We start from the raw sequence: 24,104 nt of genomic DNA on the forward strand, positions 1-24,104 counted from the left end.
GCACTGATTGCGAAACGCAATTGTATGCCCGTTACTGACCAGCTACAGCGATAAGCCACAATAAAAATGCGCTTAATACTTACTGCATACAGTAAAGCATTAAGCGCACACTATCTTATGGTTAAGACCCTTATTTAATCATAAATTCTAACATACTGTCATTCTCAATGAATGCCTCCAGAGAATCACCTATTTCTACTGGCCCTACGCCTGCCGGCGTTCCTGTAAATACCAGGTCGCCAATATTCAAGGTGAAATACCTGGATATATACGACACCAGGAAATCAAAAGAAAATAACAGGTCTTTAGTATTACCCTGCTGCACTATTTCCTTGTTCTTATACAGGCAAAAATTGATATCCTTCTTGTCCAGTTCAGGGGTAATAGGCATAAATTGGCCAACTACGGCGGAGTTATCAAACGCTTTGGCGATCTCCCAGGGCAGACCTTTCTGCTTCTGCTTATCCTGCAGGTCCCGGGCGGTAAAATCTATCCCGATACCAATCTGATCGTAGTATTTATCAGCGAATTTCTCCTGTATATGTTTACCGTTTTTGCTGATACGCAGCACCAGCTCACATTCATAATGCAGGTTATCTGTAAACTCCGGATAGTAAAACGGATGATTATTCTGTAAAAGCGCGTTCTTCGGCTTCATGAAAATCACAGGTTCGGTTGGCACCTCGTTTTTCAGTTCCTTTGCATGATCAGCATAATTTCTTCCAACACAAATAATTTTCATGACAGGTGTTTCTTGGTTTTAAGGTTAAAAGAGCGGAGCATATCAGTTTATCGCAATTTATTTATCATACGGATAACTCAGCGTATTATACACATTCATGGTTCGGGGCAGACCAATTGAGGCAAAACTCTCAATAACTTCCACACATTTACCCAACTTTGCCATCACAATAGCCCATTCTGTATTTGTCCATTTACCCAACACAAATTCTACTTGTTTTCCACGAGGGAAATTATTCCCTATACCAAAGCGTAAACGCGGGTACTGATTGGTTCCCAGCAATTCTTGAATGCTTTTCAGCCCATTCTGACCAGCATCACTGCCGCCAGGACGAAGACGAATTACTTCCAATGGAAGTGCCAGATCATCTACTAATACCAGTATATTTTCCAGAGGCACCTTCTCCTTGTCCATCCAATACTTAACAGCCTTACCACTCAGGTTCATATAAGTAGTGGGTTTGATCACTACAAAAATGCGGCCTTTCCATTTTACCTCAGCCACATCCGCCAAACGGTCTTCCCTGTAAGTGCCTCCATGTTTACTGACAAAAGCATCCGCAATGTCAAAACCTATGTTATGCCGGGTCTGTTCGTATTCCTTCCCTATATTACCTAATCCTACTATCAGGTATTTCATCGGATTAATATTTTAATAGCCATTCTTCTGACTACACTAGACTTCCATATATACGAAAGCAAAGTGCAATGCAGGGCAAAAATAGAAAAAGTCCCATCCCGGACGAGCCAGAATGGGACTTTTTGCAAAATATTCTGAAAGAAATTATTTCTTTTTACCTTCAGCTGCTTCTTCCTGACGTAACTGACGCGTCATTACTACTGAAGCGATAGGAATACGTGGAGAGTTCAGGATCTCGATGTTCTCAGCAACCACGTCTTCTACACGGATGTTACCGTTCAGTTCCAGGTTGTCGATGTTCACTTCGATGTTCTCACGCAGGTTTTTAGGCAGGGCCTTTACTTTCAGCGCTTTGATCTTAACTACCAGTTTACCACCGGCTTTAACACCTTCAGACTGACCAGTAATTCTGATTGGCAGAGTAACTGCTACTGGTTTATCTTCTACCAGTTCCAGGAAGTCAATGTGAGACAGCTCATCAGTTACAGTATCAAACTGTTTGTCTTTCAGTACGCATCTGTAAGACTTGCTACCCAATTTGATTTCAGCTACCTGGAAATCAGGAGTGTAAACCAGATTTTTGAATGCTACTGCCGGAGCTGAAAAACTTACGGTTTCTGCACCCCCGTAAATAACACAAGGCACTTGTCCCTCAGAACGTACCTGGCGGGTGGCTTTTTTGCCAAATTCGCTCCTGAGTTGTCCTTCGATTGTTATCGTTTTCATTGATTAAACATTTATGTTTTTGTAAATAATGTTCGCTATTATCCTCTGCGGTGGCTATGAACAAACAGATTTGTAATTGATCTGTTCTCGTGCATATTGCGGATAGCTACTGCAAAGAGGTCTGCCACGCTGATCACCTTGATCTTTGGGCTTTGTTGCTGTAAAGGAATAGTGTCGCAAATTACCAGCTCTTCCAATACCGAATTACTGATGTTATCAAATGCCTTACCACTCAATACAGGATGCGTACAGAAAGCACGCACACTTCTCGCTCCTTTTTCCTTTAACAGGTTAGCCGCCTTGGTCAATGTACCCGCTGTATCGCAAATGTCATCAATCAAAACAATATCCCTGTCCTTCACATCACCGATCACTACCATAGAAGCAATCTCATTCGCACGCTTACGGTGCTTATCACAAATCACCATCTCAGCATTGAAATAGGACGCTACTTCCCTTACCCTGTTTGTACTACCTACGTCAGGGGACGCAAAGGTAAGATTTTCCAGCTTCAAATTCTCAATGTACGGGATGAAAATTGCGGAGCTATCCAGGTGATCTACCGGTATATCAAAGAAACCCTGTATCTGCGGAGCATGCAAATCCATGGTTATCACCCTGTTAGCACCTGCTGATGTTAACAGATTGGCTACCAGTTTAGAGGCTATGGCAACCCTTGGCTTATCTTTCCTGTCCTGTCTGGCAAAACCAAAGTACGGAATTACCGCTGTGATGTAACCTGCTGATGCCCTTTTTGCAGCATCTATCATCATCAACAATTCCATCAGGTTATCTGATGGCGCGTTGGTGCTCTGTATCAGGAAAACATAATCACCACGGATACTTTCCATGTAAATTGGCTGGAACTCGCCATCACTGAATTTCTGTATGGTCAGTTTACCCAGACCGTTACCGTAACGCTTTGCGATTTTCTCCGCAAGAGCCGTGTTACTGTTCCCTGTGAAAATTTTTACTGATGGTTGCATGGAGATATTAAAAGAGGTTGCAAAACTATGCTTTTTGAAGTACGTATTCTGTATTTTTTTAGGTAACGTGCCCGCTAATAAACGATTTGGTGATTTAACAAATAGATAACGTGATTATTTACAGTTATTTATAACAGCACACTCCGGAATTTAAAAGATCACAGCAACTAATTTAAAATAAATTGTGACAAGAGAAAAAAACCAGCTGCACGGATGTATATTTGCTAATAATATTAGCAAAATGGAAGTAGCAGTTAACCCGGCATGCACACATATTGCCATTAAAGACTGGGCAGAAGATGACCAGCCACGGGAAAAACTAATCAGTAAAGGCACAACGGCGCTCAGTGATGCAGAGTTATTAGCTATCCTGCTCAATGAAGGCCACAAACAAAAATCCGCAGTTACACTTGCGCAGGAAGTACTACGCACCGCATCTCATAATCTAAGCGAGATGGGGAAACTTACCTTGCAGCAACTTAAAACCATCAAAGGCATCGGCACAGCTAAAGCTGCTAAAATCATTGCCGCCATGGAACTGGCTCGCCGCCGGCAGGCAGGCCATATGCTGGAAAGAAAAACAATCCGCCAGGGCCGCGATGCAGCACTCTATTTTAAACCATTACTCGGCGATGCTTCTCTTGAATCTTTCCACGTACTCTTCCTCAATCACGCCTGCCGCGTGTTACAGCACCGCTGTGTAAGCATCGGTGGCATCACAGGTACAATCGTCGATCCTAAAGTCATCTTCCGGGAAGCACTCGAAACAGGCGCTACCCAAATCATTCTATGCCACAACCACCCCTCTGGTAACCTGCGCCCAAGCAACGCAGACATCCAGGTCACCGAAAAGTTAAAAGCTGCCGGCCGCCTATTTGATATCAGCATACTCGACCATATTATTGTGTCAGAAGCTGGTTATTGCAGTATGGTAGAAGATGGTTTCCTTATATAACATTTGGATTTAATAACCTCTTTTTCCTTACATTCGCAATTATTTTATTATCAAATAGTAACATGCTCAAAATAGGAATCTTCGGAGTGGGACACCTGGGCAAGATCCACCTCTCCCAGTGGGCCACTATGAAAGACGTAGAAATAGTTGGTTTTTTCGATCCGAGTAATGCCAACGCCGACAGCGTAGCCCAATACCAGATTCCCAGATTCGAGTCAGCGGAAGAGCTGATACTGGCGTCTGATGCCATCGACATCATCGCCCCTACCACCCAGCACTTCAAAATATGTGAACAAGCCATCCGCAATGGCAAACACATTTTTGTGGAAAAGCCGATGACCAACACCATGGATGAAGCAAAAACACTGGTAAAACTGGTGGAAGAAGCTAACATAAAATTCCAGGTAGGTCACGTTGAACGCTTCAATCCCGCCTTCCTCGCACTGAAAGGGCACGATCTTAAACCAATGTTCATCGAAGTACACCGCCTGGCTGAATTTAATCCACGCGGTACCGATGTGAGTGTCATTCTCGATCTCATGATCCACGATATCGACATTGTTCTGAGCATCGTTCAATCCACCGTCAACAGAATATCCGCCAGCGGCGTAGCAGTAATGAGCGATACCCCGGATATCGCTAACGTGCGCATAGAATTTCATAACGGCTGCGTAGCCAATCTTACCTCCAGCCGCATCTCCCTGAAGAAAATGCGCAAAATGCGCCTCTTCCAGAAAGATGCCTATATCGGTATAGATTTCCTGGATAAGAAAACGGAAATCATCAAGCTGAAAACGCCTGAAGACGAAGGCCTGTTCACACTGGATATAGATACAAATACAGGTAAGAAAACAATTGCTATCGACAATCCGGAAATAAAACAAACTAATGCCATCCGTATGGAACTGGAACTGTTCCGCGATAGCATCCTGCATAATAAACCGGTACCGGTAAATGCAATCGACGGCCTGCAGGCAATGGAAGTCGCCCACCAGATACTGGCGAAAATTCAGAAAAGCCTGTCTCCCGACACAGCACAATAAAATATTAAGATTACTTTTTCTCTTTTAATAGCGCGCTCGCAATGGTCAAATCCAGCGGACGCGTTATTTTTATATTAGCCTCTTCCCCAGGGATCAGATGCACCCTGCGCCCCTGCCGCTCTACTACTGTTGCCTCATCCGTAAATAACGGATCATAGGGTAATGAAAATGCAGGTAACAACCACTCAGACAAAAACGTTTGTGGGGTCTGTATAATCTTGAATTGCTCACGGTCAACGGCCTTATTCGCCTCCCCTTCCACCTGACGGATACTATCTTTCATATCAATCACCGGAATAGCACTGCCTGTGGATAACGCTGCTTCATAACAGGCGCGGATCAATGTTGTACTTATCAGCGGACGAACGCCATCATGTACAAATACCACGGCCGGCTCCTTCACTTCATGAAGGCCATTCTTGACAGAATGAAAACGGGTTTCTCCTCCTTTTACCAGCATAACGCCAGCTCCTGTACTAAATTCATGTAACCAGGGCTTCACGTAATCAAAATGCACTTCCGGCAATACCAGCACAATCTGCATATCATTATATGCCTGCTTAAATGCATTAACCGTATGCCACAATACCGGCTTACCAGACAGTTCGAGGAATTGCTTTGGTACGGCGCTACCCATTCTTGTGCCCGAACCACCAGCTACTATGATTGCAATCTTTTTACGTTGTTCCATATGGCCTTACATGAATAGTCCTGTTCCGCAGATACGGAACAGGACTTGTTCGAATAGTTTTGTTTGCTAAATCAGATGATCAGCATTGCATCACCATAGCTGAAGAAACGGTATTTCTCCTTGATAGCCTGCTGGTAAGCTTCCATTACCAGGTCATAACCTGCAAATGCGCAGACCATAATCAGAAGGCTGGTTTTAGGCAGATGGAAGTTTGTAACCAATGCATTCGGAATAGCAAAATCGTATGGAGGATGGATAAACGTGTTAGTCCAACCCTCTGCTGCTTTCAGCAGGTTCTGTGCTGTTACGGAAGACTCTACCGCTCTCACAGTAGTAGTACCGATCGCACATACCTTACGGCTCTCTTCTTTGGCCTTGTTTACAATCTTCACCGCATACTCGTCAATGTTGAAATACTCAGCATCCATCTTGTGTTTGCTCAGGTCTTCAACCTCGATAGGACGGAACGTACCTAAACCGGTGTGCAGGGTAACTTCTGCGAATTTAACACCCTTGATCTCCAGGCGTTTGATCAGCTCGCGGCTGAAGTGCAAACCTGCAGTCGGAGCTGCAACGGCACCTTCATACTTCGCGTATACTGTCTGATAACGCTCTTTGTCCTCTTCTTCAGGCTTACGCTTGATGTACTTAGGCAGTGGCGTTTCACCCAGGGTGTCCAACACCTGCTTAAATTCTTCATCGTTACCCTCAAACAGGAAGCGGATCGTACGGCCACGGGATGTGGTGTTGTCAATCACTTCTGCTACCAGCGATTCATCATCGCCAAAATATAATTTGTTACCCACCCTGATCTTACGGGCAGGATCTACGATTACATCCCACAGACGGTTCTGCTTGTTAAGCTCACGGAGCAGGAACACTTCAATCTTTGCACCAGTCTTCTCCTTACGACCGTACAGACGGGCAGGGAATACCTTGGTGTTGTTCACCACCATTACATCCTTATCATTGAAGTAGTTGATGATATCACGGAAAACCTTGTGTTCAATTTTGCCGGTGGCACGATTAACCACCATCAAACGTGCTTCGTCTCTTGTTTTGGAAGGGTGCTGCGCAATCAGATTTAAAGGAAGATCGAATCTAAACTGTGATAGTTTCATATTACGGTATGAATAAATTTAAAGGCTGCAAAAGTATTGATTATTATGCAACTTGTCAAAAATGATTATAGATACACTCACACGTATAAAGTTACGCATAAATATTTTTAGGTATGGAATTAATTAGCTGCCTCGTATATTCACTTTTCGGACTTTCATACACCTCAGCTGCCAGGCCCGCTTCTTCTATCCGCCCCCTGTTCATCACCATCATACGGTCACTGATAAATCGTACCACTGACAGATCATGAGAGATAAATATACTCGTAAACCCAAATTCCTGCCTTAACTGCATCAGCAGATTCAAAACCTGTGCCTGAATACTCACATCCAGCGCAGCCACCGATTCATCACAGATAATAAATGACGGATTTAATGCCAGTGCACGCGCTATGACAATGCGCTGCCGCTGCCCGCCAGAAAATTCATGCGGATAACGTTGATAATGCTCCGGCAACAGCTGCACCTTCTCCAGCAGCTCTCTCACCTTTTCGCTCCTCCCCTTGTCATTACCATACAGTCCATGCACTTTCATCGGTTCCTCAATGGCCTGACCAATGGTCAACCGCGGATTTAAAGAGGAATAAGGATCCTGGAAAATAATCTGAATATCCTTTCGCAGATCGCGCAATTCCGCTGCCGGCAAGGTAGTAATATCCCTGCCCTTGTAATATATGCTGCCGCTCGTCGGAGTAACCAGTTGCAGCAAGGTTCTGCCCAGGGTCGTTTTTCCACAGCCAGACTCCCCTACCAGTCCCATAGTTTCCCCCTCCCGCACATCAAAACTAACACCATTTACAGCCTTCGTCCATGACAACACTTTGCCAAATATATTCTTCCTGGCAGGAAACCAGGTATGCAGATCTTTTACTTCTAATAATAAAGGACGCTGCGCCAATTGCGCTGCTCTATCGTCCATCACGTGCTGCGGCACCTCAAGTCCGCGCACAAACGTTTTCACATCCTGCGCTTTTTCCACGATATGCCCCTGCTGATCAATCTCCATGAAATCCCGGGTAACCGGCAAGCGAAATAACCGCTTATCCAACGGAGGCCGGCAAGCCAGCAAACCTTTCGTATATGGATGCTGTGGATCTGTGAATAACTTTCCAACAGTGCCTTCTTCTACAATATTTCCTTTATACATCACCGCTACCCTGTCTGCAATCTCTGAGATCACTCCCAGATCATGCGTGATGAATATGACACTCATACCTGTTTGCCGTTGCAAGTCCTTCAGTAATTCCAGGATAGTCTTCTGTACCGTAACATCCAGGGCGGTAGTCGGTTCATCTGCTATCAGCAGGCGAGGCTGACAGCTGATAGCCATCGCTATCATGACGCGTTGCTTTTGTCCGCCGGATAGCTGATGCGGATACCGGCACATCATCCCTTCCGGATCCGGCAACCTTACCTGCCGGAACAAAGCCAGCGTTTGTAACCGGGCCTCTTCACGACTCATCTTTTTATGCAGTAACAACACTTCCATTACCTGGCTTCCACAAGTATGCAACGGGTTCAGTGAGGTCATTGGCTCCTGGAAGATCATGGCTATCTCATTACCACGCCAGGAACGCATTTCCTGGTCAGACAAACGAACAATGTCTTTCACCTGCTCTTTACTGCTGGCTAATTGATATAATAGCTGACCGCCTGCTATCTTCCCAGGGTGTTGTAGTAACCGCATTAGCGATAAGGCGGTTACAGATTTTCCTGATCCCGACTCTCCTACAATACCAATAATCTCACCGGGCATAATATTCAGTGAGATACCATTGACGGCAGGTACGCTGCCAAAAGAAACCATCAGATCACGTATCGATAACAGAGGTTGCTGCATATGGAAGACGGTTATTAAAACCGCAGATGTTTCACGGTCTGGTGACTGTTAATCAGATTTTTCAGGGAATCGATTCCTATACGGATATGTCTTTCTACATATTCGGTCGTTACCCGGCGATCACTCTCTTCCGTTTTCACGCCTTCGGGTATCATCGGCTGGTCAGATACAAGCAGCAGCGCGCCTGTAGGAATCTTGTTGTAAAAGCCTACCGAGAAAATAGTGGCGGTCTCCATATCTATTGCCATAGCACGGATGCGTTCCAGGTAACGTTTAAATTCCACATCATGTTCCCATACCCTGCGGTTGGTGCTGTAACAGGTACCCGTCCAGTAATCACAACCATACTCACGGATGGTGGTAGAAAGCACTTTCTGCAAAGCAAAGGAAGGCAGCGCAGGCACTTCAGCAGGAAAATAATCATTAGAAGTACCCTCTCCGCGGATAGCGGCAATGGGCAATATCAGATCACCAATGTTGTTCTTCTTCTTCAATCCACCACATTTTCCCAGAAACAGCACCGCCTTTGGATGAATAGCACTGAGCAGATCCATTACAGTGGCAGCACTCGGGCTACCCATACCGAAATTGATGATAGTAATATCATCAGCGGTAGCGCATTGCATTGGCTTGCCTTCACCGATAATATTGGTGTTATGCCATTCAGCGAAATAATTAAGGTAATTGCTAAAGTTGGTGAGTAAAATGTGGGAGCCAAAGTTCTCCAGCTTCTCCCCAGTGTAACGGGGAAGCCAGTTAGCTACAATTTCTTCTTTTGTCTTCATAGCCTTTTGACAAACGAATATACGGAAAAAATCGCTGATATGCTCAATCAGATCGCCATATTACACTATTCTTCATTTGTACTGGCACCTACTTTATAGCCAAGTATAGCCGTAACAATAGGTAGTAATAAATTCAGCAAAATCATCTGACATATCTTCAGAAAGAACTCACGATAGTCCTTTTTCTCTTCCTGAATATAACGCACCAATTCGATCTTTCTTTGGATAAGGGTGTCTGTTCTCGGAGATGGGATAGAATCGTTTTTCATAGCATCCAGAACGACATCAAAGTTTTGAGTTCCTTCAAATGGAAGGAAGACTAAAATGAGCAGTAAAGAACTTATTGTGAAGCCAATGATTAACAATGTCAGTGAGGTCAACGTAAACTTTTCCTTATTCCCGGGCGGAGGAGGGGGTAACTCAATAGGCCCTTCATCTTTTAACAGCATAATGGATGAAACTAATGGTAATACGGATGAATCAGAAAATAACGGGAATATCGAAGATAACTGCCCGTCAACCAGCCTTATCTCTATGAGCTTTCTTCAATACAGGACTGGTAATCTCCCTGTAACTGTTTTTAGACTCATCAAGAGAGACTACTTTTCTCCCGCTGATGATTTCATTGACAGCCCAGTTGTACAGTGCTATTGCGTCCGAAGCAATCAGGGAAGGCTTAGCATTATCAACCTTGCTTTGCAGATCCTTGATATAATTATCATCAATATTCACCTTAATTTCCATAGTAGGCACATTTTACTCAGCTAAAGTTACCATTTTTTTCGTGTACTGGACTAAATCAGATCATCTGCATGAAGCTCGTAACTGATATAAGCTTGCTAAACTTAATACCTGGAGAAAGCCATCCTAAAAATTCAACAAATAATTGATATTCAATATGTGTCCACGCATTACATCTTTATTACTCTCCTCACATGATCGTGCAGGAAGGTACTTACCCAGACGATAATCGCTGCGGATAAATACCTTTGCGCTATGATCACAATTGAATTTCCGACCCCTGACTTTAAGATTGTAAAAGAGAACGACAAGACGCTGGTCTTTGACAGGTTTCGTAAGCGATATGTAGTGCTAACCCCTGAAGAATGGGTGCGTCAGAATTTCCTCAATTACCTGGTGAAAACGATGAGCTACCCCGCGTCGCTAATAGGCATAGAAAAAGAGATTTATCTCGGGGAATTGAAGAAGCGCTGCGACATTGTGGTGTATAACAGGACTATGCTGCCATGGATGATTATAGAATGCAAGGAAATGGATGTGCCACTTACCCAGTCAGTACTGGAACAGATTGTACGGTATCATATGGTATTACCTACCTCGTTCCTGGTAATTACTAATGGCATCAACACCTTTTGTTGTGAGCATAGTGAGCCGGCACAGGAATGGCAGTTTATTGGCCAGTTACCAGCTTATTTATGATACTATTTTCACTAATTATAAAACACAGCCTGAAAAGAGGGAGAGAAACGCCTGAAAACCCAGTATTGTGGAAGAGTTCAGGACGGCGTAAGTGTGGAGATAAGGTGGACTTGAGGTGGACTTGATAGGGTCAAGAGGTGGTGAATATGCTATCATGTAAAAGGGAACACCAGTAGCAGTGTTCCCTTTTTAAATATATTATGCTGATGCACTAATCAAGGGAAGATACCCAGCTGATCGTAAGCAGCACCAACTTTATCGATAGCGCAAACATATGCAGCCGTACGCATGTCATGGATATCTTTGTGATTCATCATGATAGTACGTACTTCATGCAGTGCGGCGTGCATGGTTTCTTCCAGACCGGAATATACCAGATCCACCTCATCAGCACCGTGAGCGATAAATTTCCTTTCTCTTTCTGACACAGATTTACCGGTCAGATCTTCAATTACGCTCAGGATGTGGATGTTCATATTCTCATCGAAACGTTTGCCCAGACGGCCATAACGTACGTGACTGAGGTTTTTCAGCCATTCAAAGTAAGAGACAGTCACACCGCCAGCGTTCAGGAACATATCCGGAACAACGATCACACCTTTCTTATTCAGGATTTCGTCAGCTTCAGGCGTAATAGGGCCGTTTGCTGCTTCACCGATGATCTTTGCTTTGATGCGCGGCGCGTTATCTTTGTGAATGACATTTTCCAACGCCGCAGGAATCAGGATATCACATTCCATTTCCAGTCCTTCTGCATTGTTTTTCAATGTAGTAGCACCAGGGAAATTGATAATGGAGCCTGTTTCGTTTCTGTGTTTCAGCACTGCGTCAGGATCAAGACCTTTTTCGCTGTACAGTGCACCATCCCACTCGATCAGGCCGACAACAACAGCGCCTGCTTCATGGAAGTATTTAGCAGCATGGTAACCTACGTTACCCATACCCTGTACAATTACTTTTTTACCGATGATACCTGGCTCCAGGCCGATGCGTTGCATATCTTCTTTGATATTGCAAAGCTCCTGCAGACCATAGAATACGCCCAGACCGGTTGCTTCTTTACGACCGCGTACGCCACCCTGGGAAACCGGTTTACCTGTTACACAACCGTAACCGTCGATTTCTCCGGGACGAAGGCTCATGTAAGTATCTAATATCCAACTCATTTCCCTTTCACCGGTTCCATAATCCGGAGCAGGAACGTCTACGCCCGGACCGATGAAGTTTTTCTTAACCAGTTCCGCAGTATAACGGCGGGTGATGTTTTCCAACTGGAACGGGGAATAGTTACGTGGATTGATTTTGATACCTCCTTTGGCACCTCCGAAAGGTACGTTTACGATAGCGCATTTATAGGTCATCAGCGCTGCCAGGGCCATCACTTCGTCCTGGTTAACTGCATCGCTGAAGCGGATACCACCTTTACAAGGCAGTTTGTGGTGAGAGTGCTGAACGCGGTAGGCCTCTATTACTTCGATCGTATCACCTACGCGTACCGGGAATTTCATACGGTACACAGCGTTGCAGGCTTTGATCTGTTCTAGAATGCCTTTTTCCCATTTCGTGAATTTTGCGGCTTTGTCAAAACTTCTTTCTACGCTCTGAAAGAAGTCATAATGTTGCTCTTGCGCCATAGACAATTGTTTTGGTAATATATATGTAGTTGGACTTTATTTACCGTGTGAATTGTTTTCCCGTTGTTCGAGTTTGCTGAGCTTTCTGTCCAGTGCTATTAAAAATATAACAATACCGATAAAGATGATCAGCAGTACTCCTACTATCACATAGATCTTGCCATTGCTTCGGAAAAACTCGTTAACAGGACCTGTCTCCGTATTCTGATTTTGATTTTCCTGTGCATTTGCAAACAGGGAAATGAGTAACAGCATGCAGGTACAGCAGAAAGAAAACGCTTTGTTGATCATTTAAAAATATTTTTTAACTCTAATTTTTTGTACCGAACAAGCAGGGTGTATATCCAGACACTGAGGAGGGTCCAGCCCAGGAAGGCCGGATACAGTACCCACTTCATATGATTGTCGGTGTCGCTGGAGGCGAATCCGGGTGTGGTAGCGCTTCCGGGATGTAAGGAATCGACCATACGCGGAATGATATACGTTAAGGGGATCAACAAAGCAAATGCGAAAATGTTAAATACGGCAGAGATCCTTGCCCGTTTGTCTATGTCCGGAATGGACAAACGCAATACGAGATAGGCCATGTAAATCATCAGTGCTACAGCTGTCAGCATCTGCTTGGGATCACGGGTAAAGGAACCTCCCCAGGTATAGGTTGCCCATAAGGTACCTGTTGCAAAACCAAGCACACCATAAAACACGCCTACACTTGCAGCAGCGCTGGCATATGCGTCTCTGCGCAGATCGTATTTAGAAAGATAAAGTAGCGAATTAACTACGGAGATAGTGAACATGGTGTACATGCATATCCACATAGGAACGTGAAAGAAAAGGCCCCGGGAAGACTGCCCGTTTGTGCCGATAATCGGTATCTCAATCGTAAATCCTGCAATAATGACGTATACCAGGATGATTACTGCTAGAGCTTTCCACCAATGCTTTTCCATTTTTTACCAACTATATTGGGGGCAAACCTACACGTTTTATCACTAATCACAAAATTCAGTAACCTGTTTCCTATTATATGTGCAACGCTTATTAGTCTTTCCACAAAAAAGGGAATAATACCAGAGATAACGCAATGATCAGGATGTCCATACAGCCCATCATTAAGAACATATTGGGCAGTCCCGGCTGATAAACGGTTATAAACGAGGATTTGGCAATATTAGACAGCAGCATCAGCAAAGGCAGCATGATCGGAAAACCCATAATAGCCATCAGGGCTGCATTCTGATTAGCCTGGGCCGCTATTGCCGCCAACATGGTGAACAGCAGGGAAAGACTGATGCCTCCCAGTAGTATCACCCCCAGGAAATACCAGAAGCTGGTAACAGGGTTACCGAGGAATGTCATGCAGCAAACCATGGTAATCAATGTCATTACCGACATCAGGATAATGTTGTATATCAGCTTGGCAGCAATAAAGCTGCGCGGATGTACCAGGGAATAGAAGTATAACAGCCGCCCCCTGTTCTCCTGCAGGAAACTTTTGGCAATAGCATTTACCGCAACAAACAGCTGTACGACCCAGAAAAGCGCATTCCAGATCTTCTCTTCCGGTTTGTCGATCATCAGATTTATTACAAACACCGTAGATATAATATATAACAGGATGCCATAAAAGGCATATTTCTGTCTCAATTCAAGCAAAATATCCTTTCTTACCAGCGTAAGTGTTTGTCTGAAGGCACTAGATTTCATGTGGGGGCAAAGATAGTAGAATCACTTATATTCGCTTCCATGAAAAAAATGCTGGTTGCCAACCGTGGTGAAATAGCACTACGGATTATGCGATCTGCCCGGGAAATGGGGATCGCTACAGTAGCTGTATATTCTGAGGCCGATCGCGCCATGCCTTTTGTCCAGTATGCGGACGAGGCAGTGTGTATTGGCCCCGCGCCCTCTAATCAGTCATATCTGCTAACTGACAAGATCATTGGCGCTGCAAGGCAGACAGGAGCTGACGCCATTCACCCTGGCTACGGTTTCCTCAGTGAAAATGCCCGTTTTGCTCAGGCAGTAAAGGATGCCGGACTTGTATTCATTGGTCCCAGCTCGGCTGCTATCGAAATGATGGGTAGTAAGCTGGCTGCCAAACAGGCTGCTCAGCAATTTGGCGTGCCTATGGTACCAGGAACCGAGACTCCGCTGCGTAGTCTGGAAGAAGCCCGGGAGGTGGTAAGTAAGACCGGCTTCCCGATTCTGATTAAAGCTTCTGCCGGCGGTGGCGGTAAAGGTATGCGTGTGGTAAACGCACCCGAAGAACTGGAAGAACAGATAAGACTGGCTAAAAGTGAAGCCATGAGTGCATTTGGTGATGACGCGGTATTTATTGAGAAATACGTGGGCTCTCCCCGGCATATAGAGATCCAGGTGCTGGGCGACCAGCATGGCAACTATGTCTATCTGTTTGAACGTGAATGCTCTATACAACGCAGGCACCAGAAACTGATTGAAGAGGCACCTTCCTCCTGCCTGACGCCCGACATCCGGGAGGCAATGGGTAAATGTGCCCTGGACGTTGCCCGCGCCTGTAAATATCATGGAGCAGGAACAGTTGAGTTCCTCGTAGACGAAAACCTGCAGTTCTATTTCCTGGAGATGAATACCCGCCTGCAGGTAGAACATCCCGTTACAGAGATGATCACCGGATTGGATCTTGTAAAAGAGCAGATTCGGGTAGCCAGGGGCGAAAAACTGTCTTTCAGCCAGGCAGACTTAAAAATAAATGGTCATGCGATCGAACTGCGCATATGTGCAGAAGATCCAGCTAATAACTTCTTACCTGATACCGGCACATTAGAAACGTATGTACGTCCGCAAGGCTATGGTGTACGCGTAGATGATGGCTATGAGCAGGGAATGGAAATACCTATCTATTACGACCCTATGATTGCCAAGCTGATAGCCTGGGGAGCTAACCGTGAAGAGGCCAGGGAAAGGCTACTGCGCGCTATCAGCGAGTATCAGGTAAAAGGCATCCGCACTACACTGCCTTTCGGAAGCTGGGCACTACAACAGCCCGCATTTATTAATGGCGCTTTTGACACAAATTTTATTTGTAAGTATTTTACACCACAGTCGCTGGACCAAAAAGACCCGGAAGCTGCAAAAGCAGCAGCTATCCTTGCTGTACAGGTATGGCAGGAGCAACAACGCCGGATCAGACAACAACCTTTGAACAGACAACCAAAACTTTGGAAGAACAGGAAATTGTTAAGATAAATCAAAAGCGCAATACAGTAACGGTAAAACTGACTAGTTTTGTCGTCGTACAACTATTTTATGAAAAGGTTCATTTTATTGGTGTTAGATTTTTTTTACCAGCCGTTTGCAAAACTTATGCCGCTGCAAACATTCCGCTACCTGGCCTGTGGTAGCGGGAATACGGCTATGGATATCCTATTGTATTACGTCAGTTACCACTTCATTTTAAATGAAAGTCCGATACAGATCGGGTTCCTCACAGTCAGCGCACACATTGCTGCACTGTTTATGGCGATGATAGTTACTTTTCCCACGGGATTTCTGCTAAGCAAGTTCATTGTCTTTTCTGAATCTAATCTGAAAGGACGGGTGCAGCTGGTACGTTATTTCATGCTGGTAGGTATCTGTATTTGTCTGAACTATGGTTTTATGAAGCTGTTTGTGGAGTACTTCCATATCTATCCGACCATTGCTAAAATATTGACAACCATATTTGTAGTAGGCTTCAGTTACCTGACGCAAAAAAAATTCACCTTCAAGGTTAAGGCAGGAGCTTGATGAGGGATACAGCGTCCGGAATTTCATCGTAGGAATAATAATCAGATACACCATCAACTAGGCTTTAAGTATACCACAACCTGTCATTTAGATTATATCAGGCATTACTACAACATTTATGATTTTGGCCACGGCCGGGTATAAAATGATATGTTATTTCATGCTGCTGATGATAGCTGGAATCACTGAAACCGGATACTGGAATTGCTGGTTTTCAAGTAGACATTATTAATGAAAAAAGCGCCCAGATGGCGCTTTTTTCTAACTATAGTAACAATGCCTGCACCTGGGTTCATACAGGTCTGTTTCACCCAGTAGTACAGTATGATTGTCTTTACTTTTACGATAAGAGTAGTTAGCGATATTACCACACTGGACACAGATAGCGTGCAGTTTGGTAATATAATCCGCTTTTGCAAGCAAAAAAGGCATTTGTCCGAACGGTTTACCAAGATAATCCATGTCCAGTCCGGCCACTATCACCCTGATACCGCGTAAGGCCAGCTGATCGCATACTTCGGGTAATCCACCATCAAAAAACTGCGCTTCATCAATCCCGACTACATCAACCTCCTGCGCCAGCAGTAATATTTGCTGAGAATTTTCCAGTGGTGTACTGATGATACGACTTTCATCATGAGATACGATATGTTGTATGTCGTACCGTGTGTCTATAGCAGGTTTATAAATCTCGACTTTCAAATTGGCTATCCGGGCCCGTTTCAATCTCCTGATCAACTCCTCTGTTTTTCCCGAAAACATTGAGCCACAGATCACTTCTATCCAACCCCTTCGCCCTCCCGCAAGAGAAGGTTCAATGAACATATTCTATTATTTTGATTTACAGTTAATTAAAAAGCTCTAACTTTATGCAAATAAAATAAATTCCCCCATATCGCGTTAACAATTAAGGCATGGAACGCATTTTGCTTTCAATTTATTTTTTTTACTGTTATGGAAAAAATAAGTGCATTAATTGATAAGTTACAGGAACTCAGAGATTCAAATGCTGGTTTACAGTCCATTTCTTACTATGTACAATTGCTGCAGGCAGAAATTCTTCATGCGAGGAACCTGGAGAGAGAGCAGGAGCGTGCCAAACAGAAACAGGATAGCCATATTGCAGTGATTCTCCCTACCGCTCCGCTTACTAAACCGGCTGGTCCGGCCACTATTACGGTGGAAGCACCCGTAACGCAATCAACAGAACCTATTATACCGGTTATACCGGAAGAACGTCAGGAGGCTGCTCCGGTAGCTGCACCTACTGCGTCTTCAGTGTTGACATTGCCGCGCCATCATACCACCATGCCCAGGCCAGTACCTAATCCAGAGCCTACTCCCCAGCCAGTAGAGATAGCCGAAGAGAAGAAACCGGCATTTATCACTATATATGGCAATAAAGATTCTTTACAAACTTCAACTCCTCCGGTTACCAACGGAGAGCAGCTATACAATACCGAAAAGAAAACAGAGACGAATGGTGTACGTAAGGAATTGAAAGAGCTGAATCAGCTGGTAGCCCAAAATACTACTTCCCTCAACGACCGCTGGCGTCAGGGGTATAAAGAAGTAGGTGACAGATTAGGCGATATTCCGGTAAAAGACCTCCGCCAGGCAATTGGTATCAATGATAAATTCCAGTTTATCCAGGAGCTATTCCGCGGTGATGTAGATACATATGAGCGTTCAGTAAGAACCATCAATGAGTTACAGTCATTGCAGGAAGCTGAATACTGGATAGAAAGAGAACTAAAGATCCGTCAGGGATGGGATGATGAAAACCGTACTGTAAAGCAGTTCTATAACCTTGTCAAAAAGCGCTTCTCCTGAATATAGCCTAAGACTTTCTCCGTTGCTCCTTTATTGTCGACAACATACTGTCTGGCCTGTGCGCCAGCCTTCATACATTGAGCCTTATTGTTCAGAAGTATGGACAACTGTGTATCAAGGCCTGCCTGGTCCTCCACACTGATGCCGCCCCCTGTTTCTATTAATGCAGCCGCTTCCGGAAATTTATCGAAGATAGGTCCGAAAACCACAGGTTTGCCATAAGTGGCAGGTTCCAGTATGTTATGAATCCCTTCCTTTCCGAATCCTCCACCGACATAGGTAATAGTTGCATAACGGTACAATGCTGATAGCATACCGACATTATCTATTAACAGTACCCTTCCCTTCCGGCCTTGATGTTGTACCCATTCGGTGTACCGTACTGCCTCGGGAAACATTTCCATTAACTGACTGATATGTGCAGGTTCCACTTCATGTGGTGCAATGATCAGGCAGGTATTGTTGTCCTGCTGTTTGTGCCACCAGGCGGCCAATAACGCTTCATCTTCTTTCCAGGTACTACCGGCTACTATAACCTGCTGGTTACCAACAAACTCACTAATTGCAGGTACTACCCGATTTTCTTCCTGAAGCGCCCATACCCGGTCAAACCGAGTATCGCCGGTAAGAGATGCATTGCTTAATCCCGCCCGTTGCAGCAGGGTGAGTGATTCACTGTTCTGTACAAAGATGGCGGTAAGCCTTTGCAGCAGACGGCGGAACATACCGCCGTAGGGTTTGAAAAAGAGTTGTCCGGGCCTGAAAATACCTGACACCAGCAGCACGGGAATGCTTGACTTATATAAAGCGGTCAGCATATGATACCAGAACTCATATTTAATGAAGATGGCCAGCGCAGGCTGTACGATCTTGATAAAATCCAGGGCATTTTGCCGGGTATCCAACGGTAAGTAGCAAACATGGTCCGCACCGGGATAGTCCTTTCTTACCTCGTACCCTGAGGGAGAGAAAAAGGTAAGCAGTATCCTGCAGTTGGGATATTCCCTTCTGATCGCCTCCAGGACGGGCCGCCCCTGCTCAAACTCACCAAGGGAGGCTGCATGTACCCAAACGATGGGGCCGCCTGCCGGCAGGTGTTGTTGCAATGATTGCCGCCAGTCCTGGCGTCCGGCTATCCAGCGGCGGGCTTTAGCGTTACCCGTGGCTGCTGCCAGGGTTACGGCTGTTCTGTAACCTCGTATTCCCAGATCGTATAATATAGTGCTTGCCGGCATGCCTGAACGTACTTTTACTGTTTTTTAGATCAGGCGCAAAGATACTGCCCTTCCTATGTCAAAATTTGTAAATTTGCTCACTTTAAACAAAATATCTATCCCACTCATGGTTCCTATTCAAATGGTGGATTTAAAACGCCAATACTTAAAAATAAAGCCGCAGGTTGATGCTGCGATGACAGATGTGCTCGAAAATGCAGCTTTTATTAATGGCGCACCAGTACAACAATTCACCACTGCACTGCAGGAGTACCTCGGTGTAAAGCATGTGATTCCCTGTGCCAATGGTACCGACGCGTTACAAATCGCGATGATGGCTTTAGATCTGGCTCCCGGAGACGAAGTGATCACGCCCTCCTTTACATTTATTGCAACAGCAGAAGTAATTGCTTTATTGAACCTGAAACCAGTATTTGTAGATGTGGACCCACAGACATTCTGTCTGGATCCAGAGCAGGTAGAGAAGGCTATTACGCCTAAAACCAAAGCAATTGTTCCTGTTCACCTGTACGGCCATGCTACTGATATGGAACCGATCATGGCTATTTCCAGGAAATATAATATCCCTGTTATTGAAGATAATGCCCAGGCAATAGGTGGTCACTATACCTTTGCAGATGGAACCAGAAAGATGCTGGGCGCAATTGGGCAGATCGGCTGTACTTCCTTCTTCCCTTCTAAAAACCTGGGATGTTATGGGGACGGCGGCGCACTTTTCACCAATGACGACGCTCTTGCAGCAAAAATCAGAATGGTTGCCAACCATGGTCAGTCAGCGCGTTATTATCATGATGTAGTGGGTGTTAACTCCCGCCTGGATACTTTACAGGCAGTGGTTTTAAATATCAAGTTGCCCCTGCTGGATGAATATATTAAGGCCCGCCGCGCAGTGGCGGATGCATATGATGCCGCATTTGCCGGTATACCGCAGATCACGGTACCTTACAGAGCCTCTAACAGTTACCATGTATACCATCAATATACCCTGCAACTGAATGGTGCAGACCGTAATGCTTTACAACAATACCTGCAGGAAAGACAGGTCCCTGCGATGATCTATTACCCCGTTCCGGCCCACCGCCAGAAAATGTTCGAGCACTTCGGTGGCGCAGCATTTAACCTTCCGGTTACCGATGATCTCACCTCTAAGGTTATTTCCTTACCAATTCATACTGAGATGGATGCTGATCAACTCCAGCACATCATCGATTCAGTTATATCATTCATAAATCAGGACTCCAAATGAAAATTACAGTAGTAGGCACAGGTTACGTAGGACTAGTGACCGGCACCTGTTTCGCGGAAACAGGCAACGACGTTATTTGCGTCGATATCGATGTGAATAAAGTTAACAAGTTATCCAACGGACAGATTACCATTTACGAGCCAGGGCTCGAAAAACTGTTCGAACGTAACCTGAAGGAAGGACGTTTACACTTTACTACCAGCCTTGCTGAGGGAGTAAACCACGGAGAAGTGATTTTCCTGGCATTGCCTACACCTCCCGGAGAAGATGGTTCTGCTGATCTTTCCTACATTCTGCGCGTAGCAGATGACATGGGTAAGATTATTACAGATTATAAGGTGATCGTTGATAAAAGTACAGTACCAGTAGGGACCGCTGAACTGGTACAAACAGCGATCGCAAAACATTGCTCCCAGCCTTTCGATGTGGTTTCTAACCCTGAATTTCTGCGTGAAGGTGTTGCTGTAGACGACTTTATGAAACCTGACCGAGTAGTGATTGGTACACGCTCTGAAAGAGCACGTAAAGTAATGGGCGAGCTCTTTGCTCCATTTGTACGTCAGGGTAACCCCATCCTGTTCATGGATGAGAAATCTGCAGAACTGACTAAGTATGCAGCCAATTCATTCCTGGCGACCAAGATTTCCTTCATGAATGAGATAGCTATACTGTGCGAAAAACTGGGTGCTGATGTGGACATGGTACGTAGAGGGGTAGGAAGTGATGATAGAATTGGTAAGCGTTTCCTGTTCCCTGGTATCGGTTATGGCGGCAGCTGCTTTCCTAAAGATGTTCAGGCGCTGGTAAAATCTTCAGAAGATGTCAGCTATGACTTCAAAATATTAAACGCCGTGATGGATGTGAATGAGAGACAGAAACTGTTTCTTATGCCTAAGATCAGTGCGTGGTTTAAGAATGACCTGAAAGGAAAACACTTTGCACTCTGGGGACTGGCATTCAAACCTAATACAGACGATATCCGTGAAGCGCCTGCGTTATATATGATTGACGCACTGGTGGAAGCCGGAGCGACTGTTACCGTATTTGATCCTGAGGCTATGGCCAATGTTGAACGTGTAATTGGCAACAAGGTAACTTACGCAGCTAACCAATACGACTGTCTGGCCGATGCAGACGCACTGGTGATTGCCACCGAATGGAGCGTATTCAGAACGCCTGACTTTGACAAGATTGGTAGTTCTTTGAAGAACAAACTCATCTTCGATGGCAGAAACCTGTTTGACGTATCCCGTATGGAAGAGCTAGGCTATCACTATGAGAGCGTAGGCCGCGCCGCTGCAAATATTTAATTACTATCACAACCATCAATGGCAGTTAACATGAAAAGAGTTCTGATTACCGGCGCCGCCGGATTCCTGGGTTCACACCTCTGTGACCGCTTCATTGCCGAAGGATATCGTGTGGTGGGTATGGATAACCTCCTGACCGGCAACATAAAAAATATAGAACACCTGTTCCCTTTACCTGAATTTGAATACTATCATCATGATGTAAGCAAATTTGTGCACGTACCGGGAGAGCTGGACTACATTTTACATTTCGCTTCTCCAGCAAGTCCGATTGACTACCTGAAAATGCCAATTCAGACATTGAAAGTAGGGTCACTCGGCACACACAACCTGCTGGGACTTGCAAAAGAGAAAAAAGCACGTATTCTGGTAGCATCGACGTCCGAGGTATACGGCGATCCTAATATACATCCGCAACCGGAGGAATACTGGGGCAACGTAAACCCGGTAGGTCCACGTGGCGTATATGACGAAGCAAAGCGCTTTATGGAGTCCATCACCATGGCCTATCATAATTTCCATGACGTAGAAACCAGGATTGTAAGGATATTTAATACCTACGGACCACGCATGCGCCTCAATGATGGCCGTGCATTGCCTGCATTTATGAGTCAGGCGCTGACAGGTCAGGATCTGACAGTGTTTGGCGATGGCTCTCAAACCCGGTCTTTCTGTTATGTATCTGATTTGGTAGATGGTATCTACCGTTTGCTGCTCAGCGATTATCACCTGCCGGTGAACATTGGTAACCCGGCAGAGATCACCCTGAAAGAGTTCGCCGAGGAGATCCTGGCACTTACAGGCAGCAAGCAACAGATTATCTATCAGCCACTTCCGAAAGACGATCCTAAACAACGTAAACCAGACATTACCAAAGCACAGGAGCTGCTTGGATGGGCACCGAAAGTTGATAGGAAGGAAGGTTTGAAGATCACATATGAATACTTCAAAGAAGCATTAAATAAATAATCCCCAAACAGCCGAACCACTGCCACTGAGGCAGTGGTTCGGCTGCAATTGGTAATTTGCATTCCGGAATTAAATAATCATTATGCACAACACCATACTTATTACAGGTGGCGCTGGCTTTATAGGTTCTCATGTAGTGAGATTATTTGTGAACAATTACCCTCATTACCAGATCGTTAATCTGGATGCACTCACTTATGCCGGTAATCTTGAAAATCTGAAAGATATCAAGGAGAAGTCCAACTACACCTTTGTGAAGGGCGATATTACCGATGAAGCATTTATTGATGAACTGTTCGCAACCTATTCATTTGACGGTGTAATACACCTGGCTGCTGAAAGCCATGTAGATAGATCTATCATGGATCCGCTGGCTTTTATCAAAACGAATGTATTAGGTACTGCTATTCTTCTGAATGCTGCCAGAAAGTACTGGAAAGACAATTATGAAGGAAAACTGTTCTACCATGTATCCACAGATGAAGTATATGGCAGCCTGGGAGAAGAAGGATTCTTCACAGAGGAAACAGCATATGATCCACGGTCTCCGTATTCTGCATCAAAAGCCAGTTCAGATCATTTTGTGATGGCCTACCACCACACATATCATCTGCCTGCCATCATATCTAATTGCTCTAATAACTACGGCTCTCATCATTTTCCGGAAAAGCTGATTCCCCTGGCCATTCACAATATCAAAAATAACAAGCCGGTACCAGTGTATGGTAAAGGCGAGAATATACGTGACTGGCTGTTTGTAGAAGACCATGCGCGGGCAATAGATACCATTTTTCATAAAGGCCGTGTAGGTGAAACTTATAATATCGGTGGCTTTAATGAATGGAAAAATATTGATCTCATTAACCTGCTATGCATGGTAATGGATAAGAAACTAAGCCGTCCGCCAGGAACATCTGCAAAACTGATCACTTTCGTAAAAGACCGTGCTGGACATGACCTCCGGTATGCCATTGATGCGACTAAGCTAAATAAGGAACTGGGCTGGGAACCGTCTTTGCAGTTTGAAGAAGGTCTGGAAAAAACAGTTGACTGGTATCTTTCCAACGAAGAATGGCTGGAAAATGTCACTAGTGGGGTGTACCAGGAATATTACAGTGACCAGTATCAAAAGAGATAA

Annotated in this window: 26 protein-coding genes; 10 read left to right on the plus strand and 16 right to left on the minus strand. The window is 44.9% G+C overall.

Annotated features, from left to right (window positions below; genetic code table 11):
* Window positions 1-130: 130 nt before the first annotated feature.
* The 4 genes from K1Y79_RS08495 to K1Y79_RS08510 all read right to left on the minus strand — a co-directional run bounded on the left by K1Y79_RS08495 (window position 131) and on the right by K1Y79_RS08510 (window position 3,093).
* Window positions 131-742, minus strand: coding sequence for a fumarylacetoacetate hydrolase family protein (locus K1Y79_RS08495; protein ID WP_220249546.1), 612 nt, complete (start codon window positions 740-742; stop codon window positions 131-133).
* A 57-nt stretch (window positions 743-799) separates the two neighbouring features.
* Window positions 800-1,381, minus strand: coding sequence for an aminoacyl-tRNA hydrolase (gene pth, locus K1Y79_RS08500; RefSeq protein WP_220249547.1), 582 nt, complete (start codon window positions 1,379-1,381; stop codon window positions 800-802).
* A gap of 144 nt (window positions 1,382-1,525) precedes the next feature.
* Window positions 1,526-2,107, minus strand: coding sequence for a 50S ribosomal protein L25 (locus tag K1Y79_RS08505; RefSeq protein ID WP_220249548.1), 582 nt, complete (start codon window positions 2,105-2,107; stop codon window positions 1,526-1,528).
* A 38-nt stretch (window positions 2,108-2,145) separates the two neighbouring features.
* Complete coding sequence (locus tag K1Y79_RS08510) at window positions 2,146-3,093, minus strand: ribose-phosphate pyrophosphokinase (RefSeq protein WP_220249549.1); 948 nt, start codon at window positions 3,091-3,093, stop codon at window positions 2,146-2,148.
* Between the two features lie 241 nt (window positions 3,094-3,334).
* Between K1Y79_RS08510 and radC the strand changes: the two genes are divergently transcribed.
* Complete coding sequence (gene radC, locus K1Y79_RS08515) at window positions 3,335-4,048, plus strand: RadC family protein (protein ID WP_220249550.1); 714 nt, start codon at window positions 3,335-3,337, stop codon at window positions 4,046-4,048.
* A gap of 62 nt (window positions 4,049-4,110) precedes the next feature.
* On the plus strand, window positions 4,111-5,091 hold the full coding sequence (locus K1Y79_RS08520) for a Gfo/Idh/MocA family protein (protein ID WP_220249551.1): 981 nt from the start codon (window positions 4,111-4,113) through the stop codon (window positions 5,089-5,091).
* A gap of 10 nt (window positions 5,092-5,101) precedes the next feature.
* Here the strand turns inward: K1Y79_RS08520 and K1Y79_RS08525 are convergent, their stop codons facing one another.
* The 6 genes from K1Y79_RS08525 to K1Y79_RS08550 form a co-directional block, all read right to left on the minus strand.
* A complete protein-coding gene (locus K1Y79_RS08525) occupies window positions 5,102-5,782 on the minus strand; it encodes a 2-C-methyl-D-erythritol 4-phosphate cytidylyltransferase (protein ID WP_220249552.1) in 681 nt (226 codons plus the stop codon).
* A gap of 71 nt (window positions 5,783-5,853) precedes the next feature.
* Window positions 5,854-6,903, minus strand: a complete 1,050-nt coding sequence (gene queA / locus K1Y79_RS08530) for a tRNA preQ1(34) S-adenosylmethionine ribosyltransferase-isomerase QueA (RefSeq protein ID WP_220249553.1) — start codon at window positions 6,901-6,903, stop codon at window positions 5,854-5,856.
* A gap of 91 nt (window positions 6,904-6,994) precedes the next feature.
* Entirely contained in the window at window positions 6,995-8,743 is a 1,749-nt protein-coding gene (locus K1Y79_RS08535; RefSeq protein WP_220249554.1) for an ABC transporter ATP-binding protein, read from the minus strand.
* A 14-nt stretch (window positions 8,744-8,757) separates the two neighbouring features.
* On the minus strand, window positions 8,758-9,528 hold the full coding sequence (locus tag K1Y79_RS08540; RefSeq protein WP_220249555.1) for an AMP nucleosidase: 771 nt from the start codon (window positions 9,526-9,528) through the stop codon (window positions 8,758-8,760).
* A gap of 65 nt (window positions 9,529-9,593) precedes the next feature.
* Window positions 9,594-9,797 carry a hypothetical protein gene (locus K1Y79_RS08545; protein ID WP_220249556.1) on the minus strand — a complete coding sequence of 68 codons (204 nt, stop codon included), beginning with the start codon at window positions 9,795-9,797 and terminating at the stop codon, window positions 9,594-9,596.
* Between the two features lie 247 nt (window positions 9,798-10,044).
* Window positions 10,045-10,272 carry a hypothetical protein gene (locus tag K1Y79_RS08550; protein ID WP_220249557.1) on the minus strand — a complete coding sequence of 76 codons (228 nt, stop codon included), beginning with the start codon at window positions 10,270-10,272 and terminating at the stop codon, window positions 10,045-10,047.
* A gap of 252 nt (window positions 10,273-10,524) precedes the next feature.
* On the opposite strand from K1Y79_RS08550, the gene K1Y79_RS08555 reads away from it, so the two are divergent.
* Window positions 10,525-10,968, plus strand: a complete 444-nt coding sequence (locus tag K1Y79_RS08555) for a type I restriction enzyme HsdR N-terminal domain-containing protein (RefSeq protein WP_220249558.1) — start codon at window positions 10,525-10,527, stop codon at window positions 10,966-10,968.
* A gap of 215 nt (window positions 10,969-11,183) precedes the next feature.
* Here the strand turns inward: K1Y79_RS08555 and K1Y79_RS08560 are convergent, their stop codons facing one another.
* The 4 genes from K1Y79_RS08560 to K1Y79_RS08575 form a co-directional block, all read right to left on the minus strand.
* The gene (locus K1Y79_RS08560) at window positions 11,184-12,602 is read right to left on the minus strand and encodes a Glu/Leu/Phe/Val family dehydrogenase (protein ID WP_220249559.1); all 1,419 of its coding nucleotides are present in this window, start codon (window positions 12,600-12,602) and stop codon (window positions 11,184-11,186) included.
* Window positions 12,603-12,638: 36 nt separating this feature from the next.
* Window positions 12,639-12,893, minus strand: a complete 255-nt coding sequence (locus K1Y79_RS08565; RefSeq protein WP_220249560.1) for a CcmD family protein — start codon at window positions 12,891-12,893, stop codon at window positions 12,639-12,641.
* A complete protein-coding gene (gene ccsA / locus K1Y79_RS08570; RefSeq protein WP_220249561.1) occupies window positions 12,890-13,552 on the minus strand; it encodes a cytochrome c biogenesis protein in 663 nt (220 codons plus the stop codon). Before ccsA ends, K1Y79_RS08565 begins: the two co-directional genes overlap by 4 nt.
* A 91-nt stretch (window positions 13,553-13,643) precedes the next feature.
* A complete protein-coding gene (locus tag K1Y79_RS08575; RefSeq protein WP_220249562.1) occupies window positions 13,644-14,309 on the minus strand; it encodes a heme exporter protein CcmB in 666 nt (221 codons plus the stop codon).
* A 39-nt stretch (window positions 14,310-14,348) separates the two neighbouring features.
* Here K1Y79_RS08575 and accC point away from each other — a divergent pair, with 39 nt between their 5' ends.
* Window positions 14,349-15,833, plus strand: a complete 1,485-nt coding sequence (accC, locus tag K1Y79_RS08580) for an acetyl-CoA carboxylase biotin carboxylase subunit (RefSeq protein WP_220249563.1) — start codon at window positions 14,349-14,351, stop codon at window positions 15,831-15,833.
* A gap of 117 nt (window positions 15,834-15,950) precedes the next feature.
* Entirely contained in the window at window positions 15,951-16,373 is a 423-nt protein-coding gene (locus K1Y79_RS08585; RefSeq protein WP_236059526.1) for a GtrA family protein, read from the plus strand.
* A gap of 261 nt (window positions 16,374-16,634) precedes the next feature.
* Here the strand turns inward: K1Y79_RS08585 and K1Y79_RS08590 are convergent, their stop codons facing one another.
* A complete protein-coding gene (locus K1Y79_RS08590) occupies window positions 16,635-17,198 on the minus strand; it encodes a thymidine kinase (RefSeq protein WP_220249565.1) in 564 nt (187 codons plus the stop codon).
* A gap of 129 nt (window positions 17,199-17,327) precedes the next feature.
* On the opposite strand from K1Y79_RS08590, the gene K1Y79_RS08595 reads away from it, so the two are divergent.
* Window positions 17,328-18,206, plus strand: coding sequence for a hypothetical protein (locus K1Y79_RS08595; protein ID WP_220249566.1), 879 nt, complete (start codon window positions 17,328-17,330; stop codon window positions 18,204-18,206).
* Here the strand turns inward: K1Y79_RS08595 and K1Y79_RS08600 are convergent.
* Entirely contained in the window at window positions 18,176-19,441 is a 1,266-nt protein-coding gene (locus K1Y79_RS08600) for a 3-deoxy-D-manno-octulosonic acid transferase (protein ID WP_220249567.1), read from the minus strand. The genes K1Y79_RS08595 and K1Y79_RS08600 overlap by 31 nt on opposite strands.
* Before the next feature lie 106 nt (window positions 19,442-19,547).
* Between K1Y79_RS08600 and K1Y79_RS08605 the strand changes: the two genes are divergently transcribed.
* The 4 genes from K1Y79_RS08605 (at window position 19,548) to rfbB (ending at window position 24,104) form a co-directional block, all read left to right on the plus strand.
* The gene (locus tag K1Y79_RS08605) at window positions 19,548-20,687 is read left to right on the plus strand and encodes a DegT/DnrJ/EryC1/StrS family aminotransferase (protein ID WP_220249568.1); all 1,140 of its coding nucleotides are present in this window, start codon (window positions 19,548-19,550) and stop codon (window positions 20,685-20,687) included.
* Window positions 20,684-21,997 carry a UDP-glucose dehydrogenase family protein gene (locus K1Y79_RS08610; protein ID WP_220249569.1) on the plus strand — a complete coding sequence of 438 codons (1,314 nt, stop codon included), beginning with the start codon at window positions 20,684-20,686 and terminating at the stop codon, window positions 21,995-21,997. Before K1Y79_RS08605 ends, K1Y79_RS08610 begins: the two co-directional genes overlap by 4 nt.
* Window positions 21,998-22,027: 30 nt before the next feature.
* Window positions 22,028-22,966: a UDP-glucuronic acid decarboxylase family protein gene (locus K1Y79_RS08615; protein WP_236059527.1), complete on the plus strand. Its 939-nt coding sequence runs from the start codon at window positions 22,028-22,030 to the stop codon at window positions 22,964-22,966.
* Between the two features lie 82 nt (window positions 22,967-23,048).
* Window positions 23,049-24,104, plus strand: coding sequence for a dTDP-glucose 4,6-dehydratase (rfbB, locus tag K1Y79_RS08620; protein WP_220249571.1), 1,056 nt, complete (start codon window positions 23,049-23,051; stop codon window positions 24,102-24,104).

Source organism: Chitinophaga rhizophila, assembly GCF_019492185.1.
Taxonomy (GTDB): Bacteria; Bacteroidota; Bacteroidia; order Chitinophagales; family Chitinophagaceae; genus Chitinophaga; species Chitinophaga rhizophila.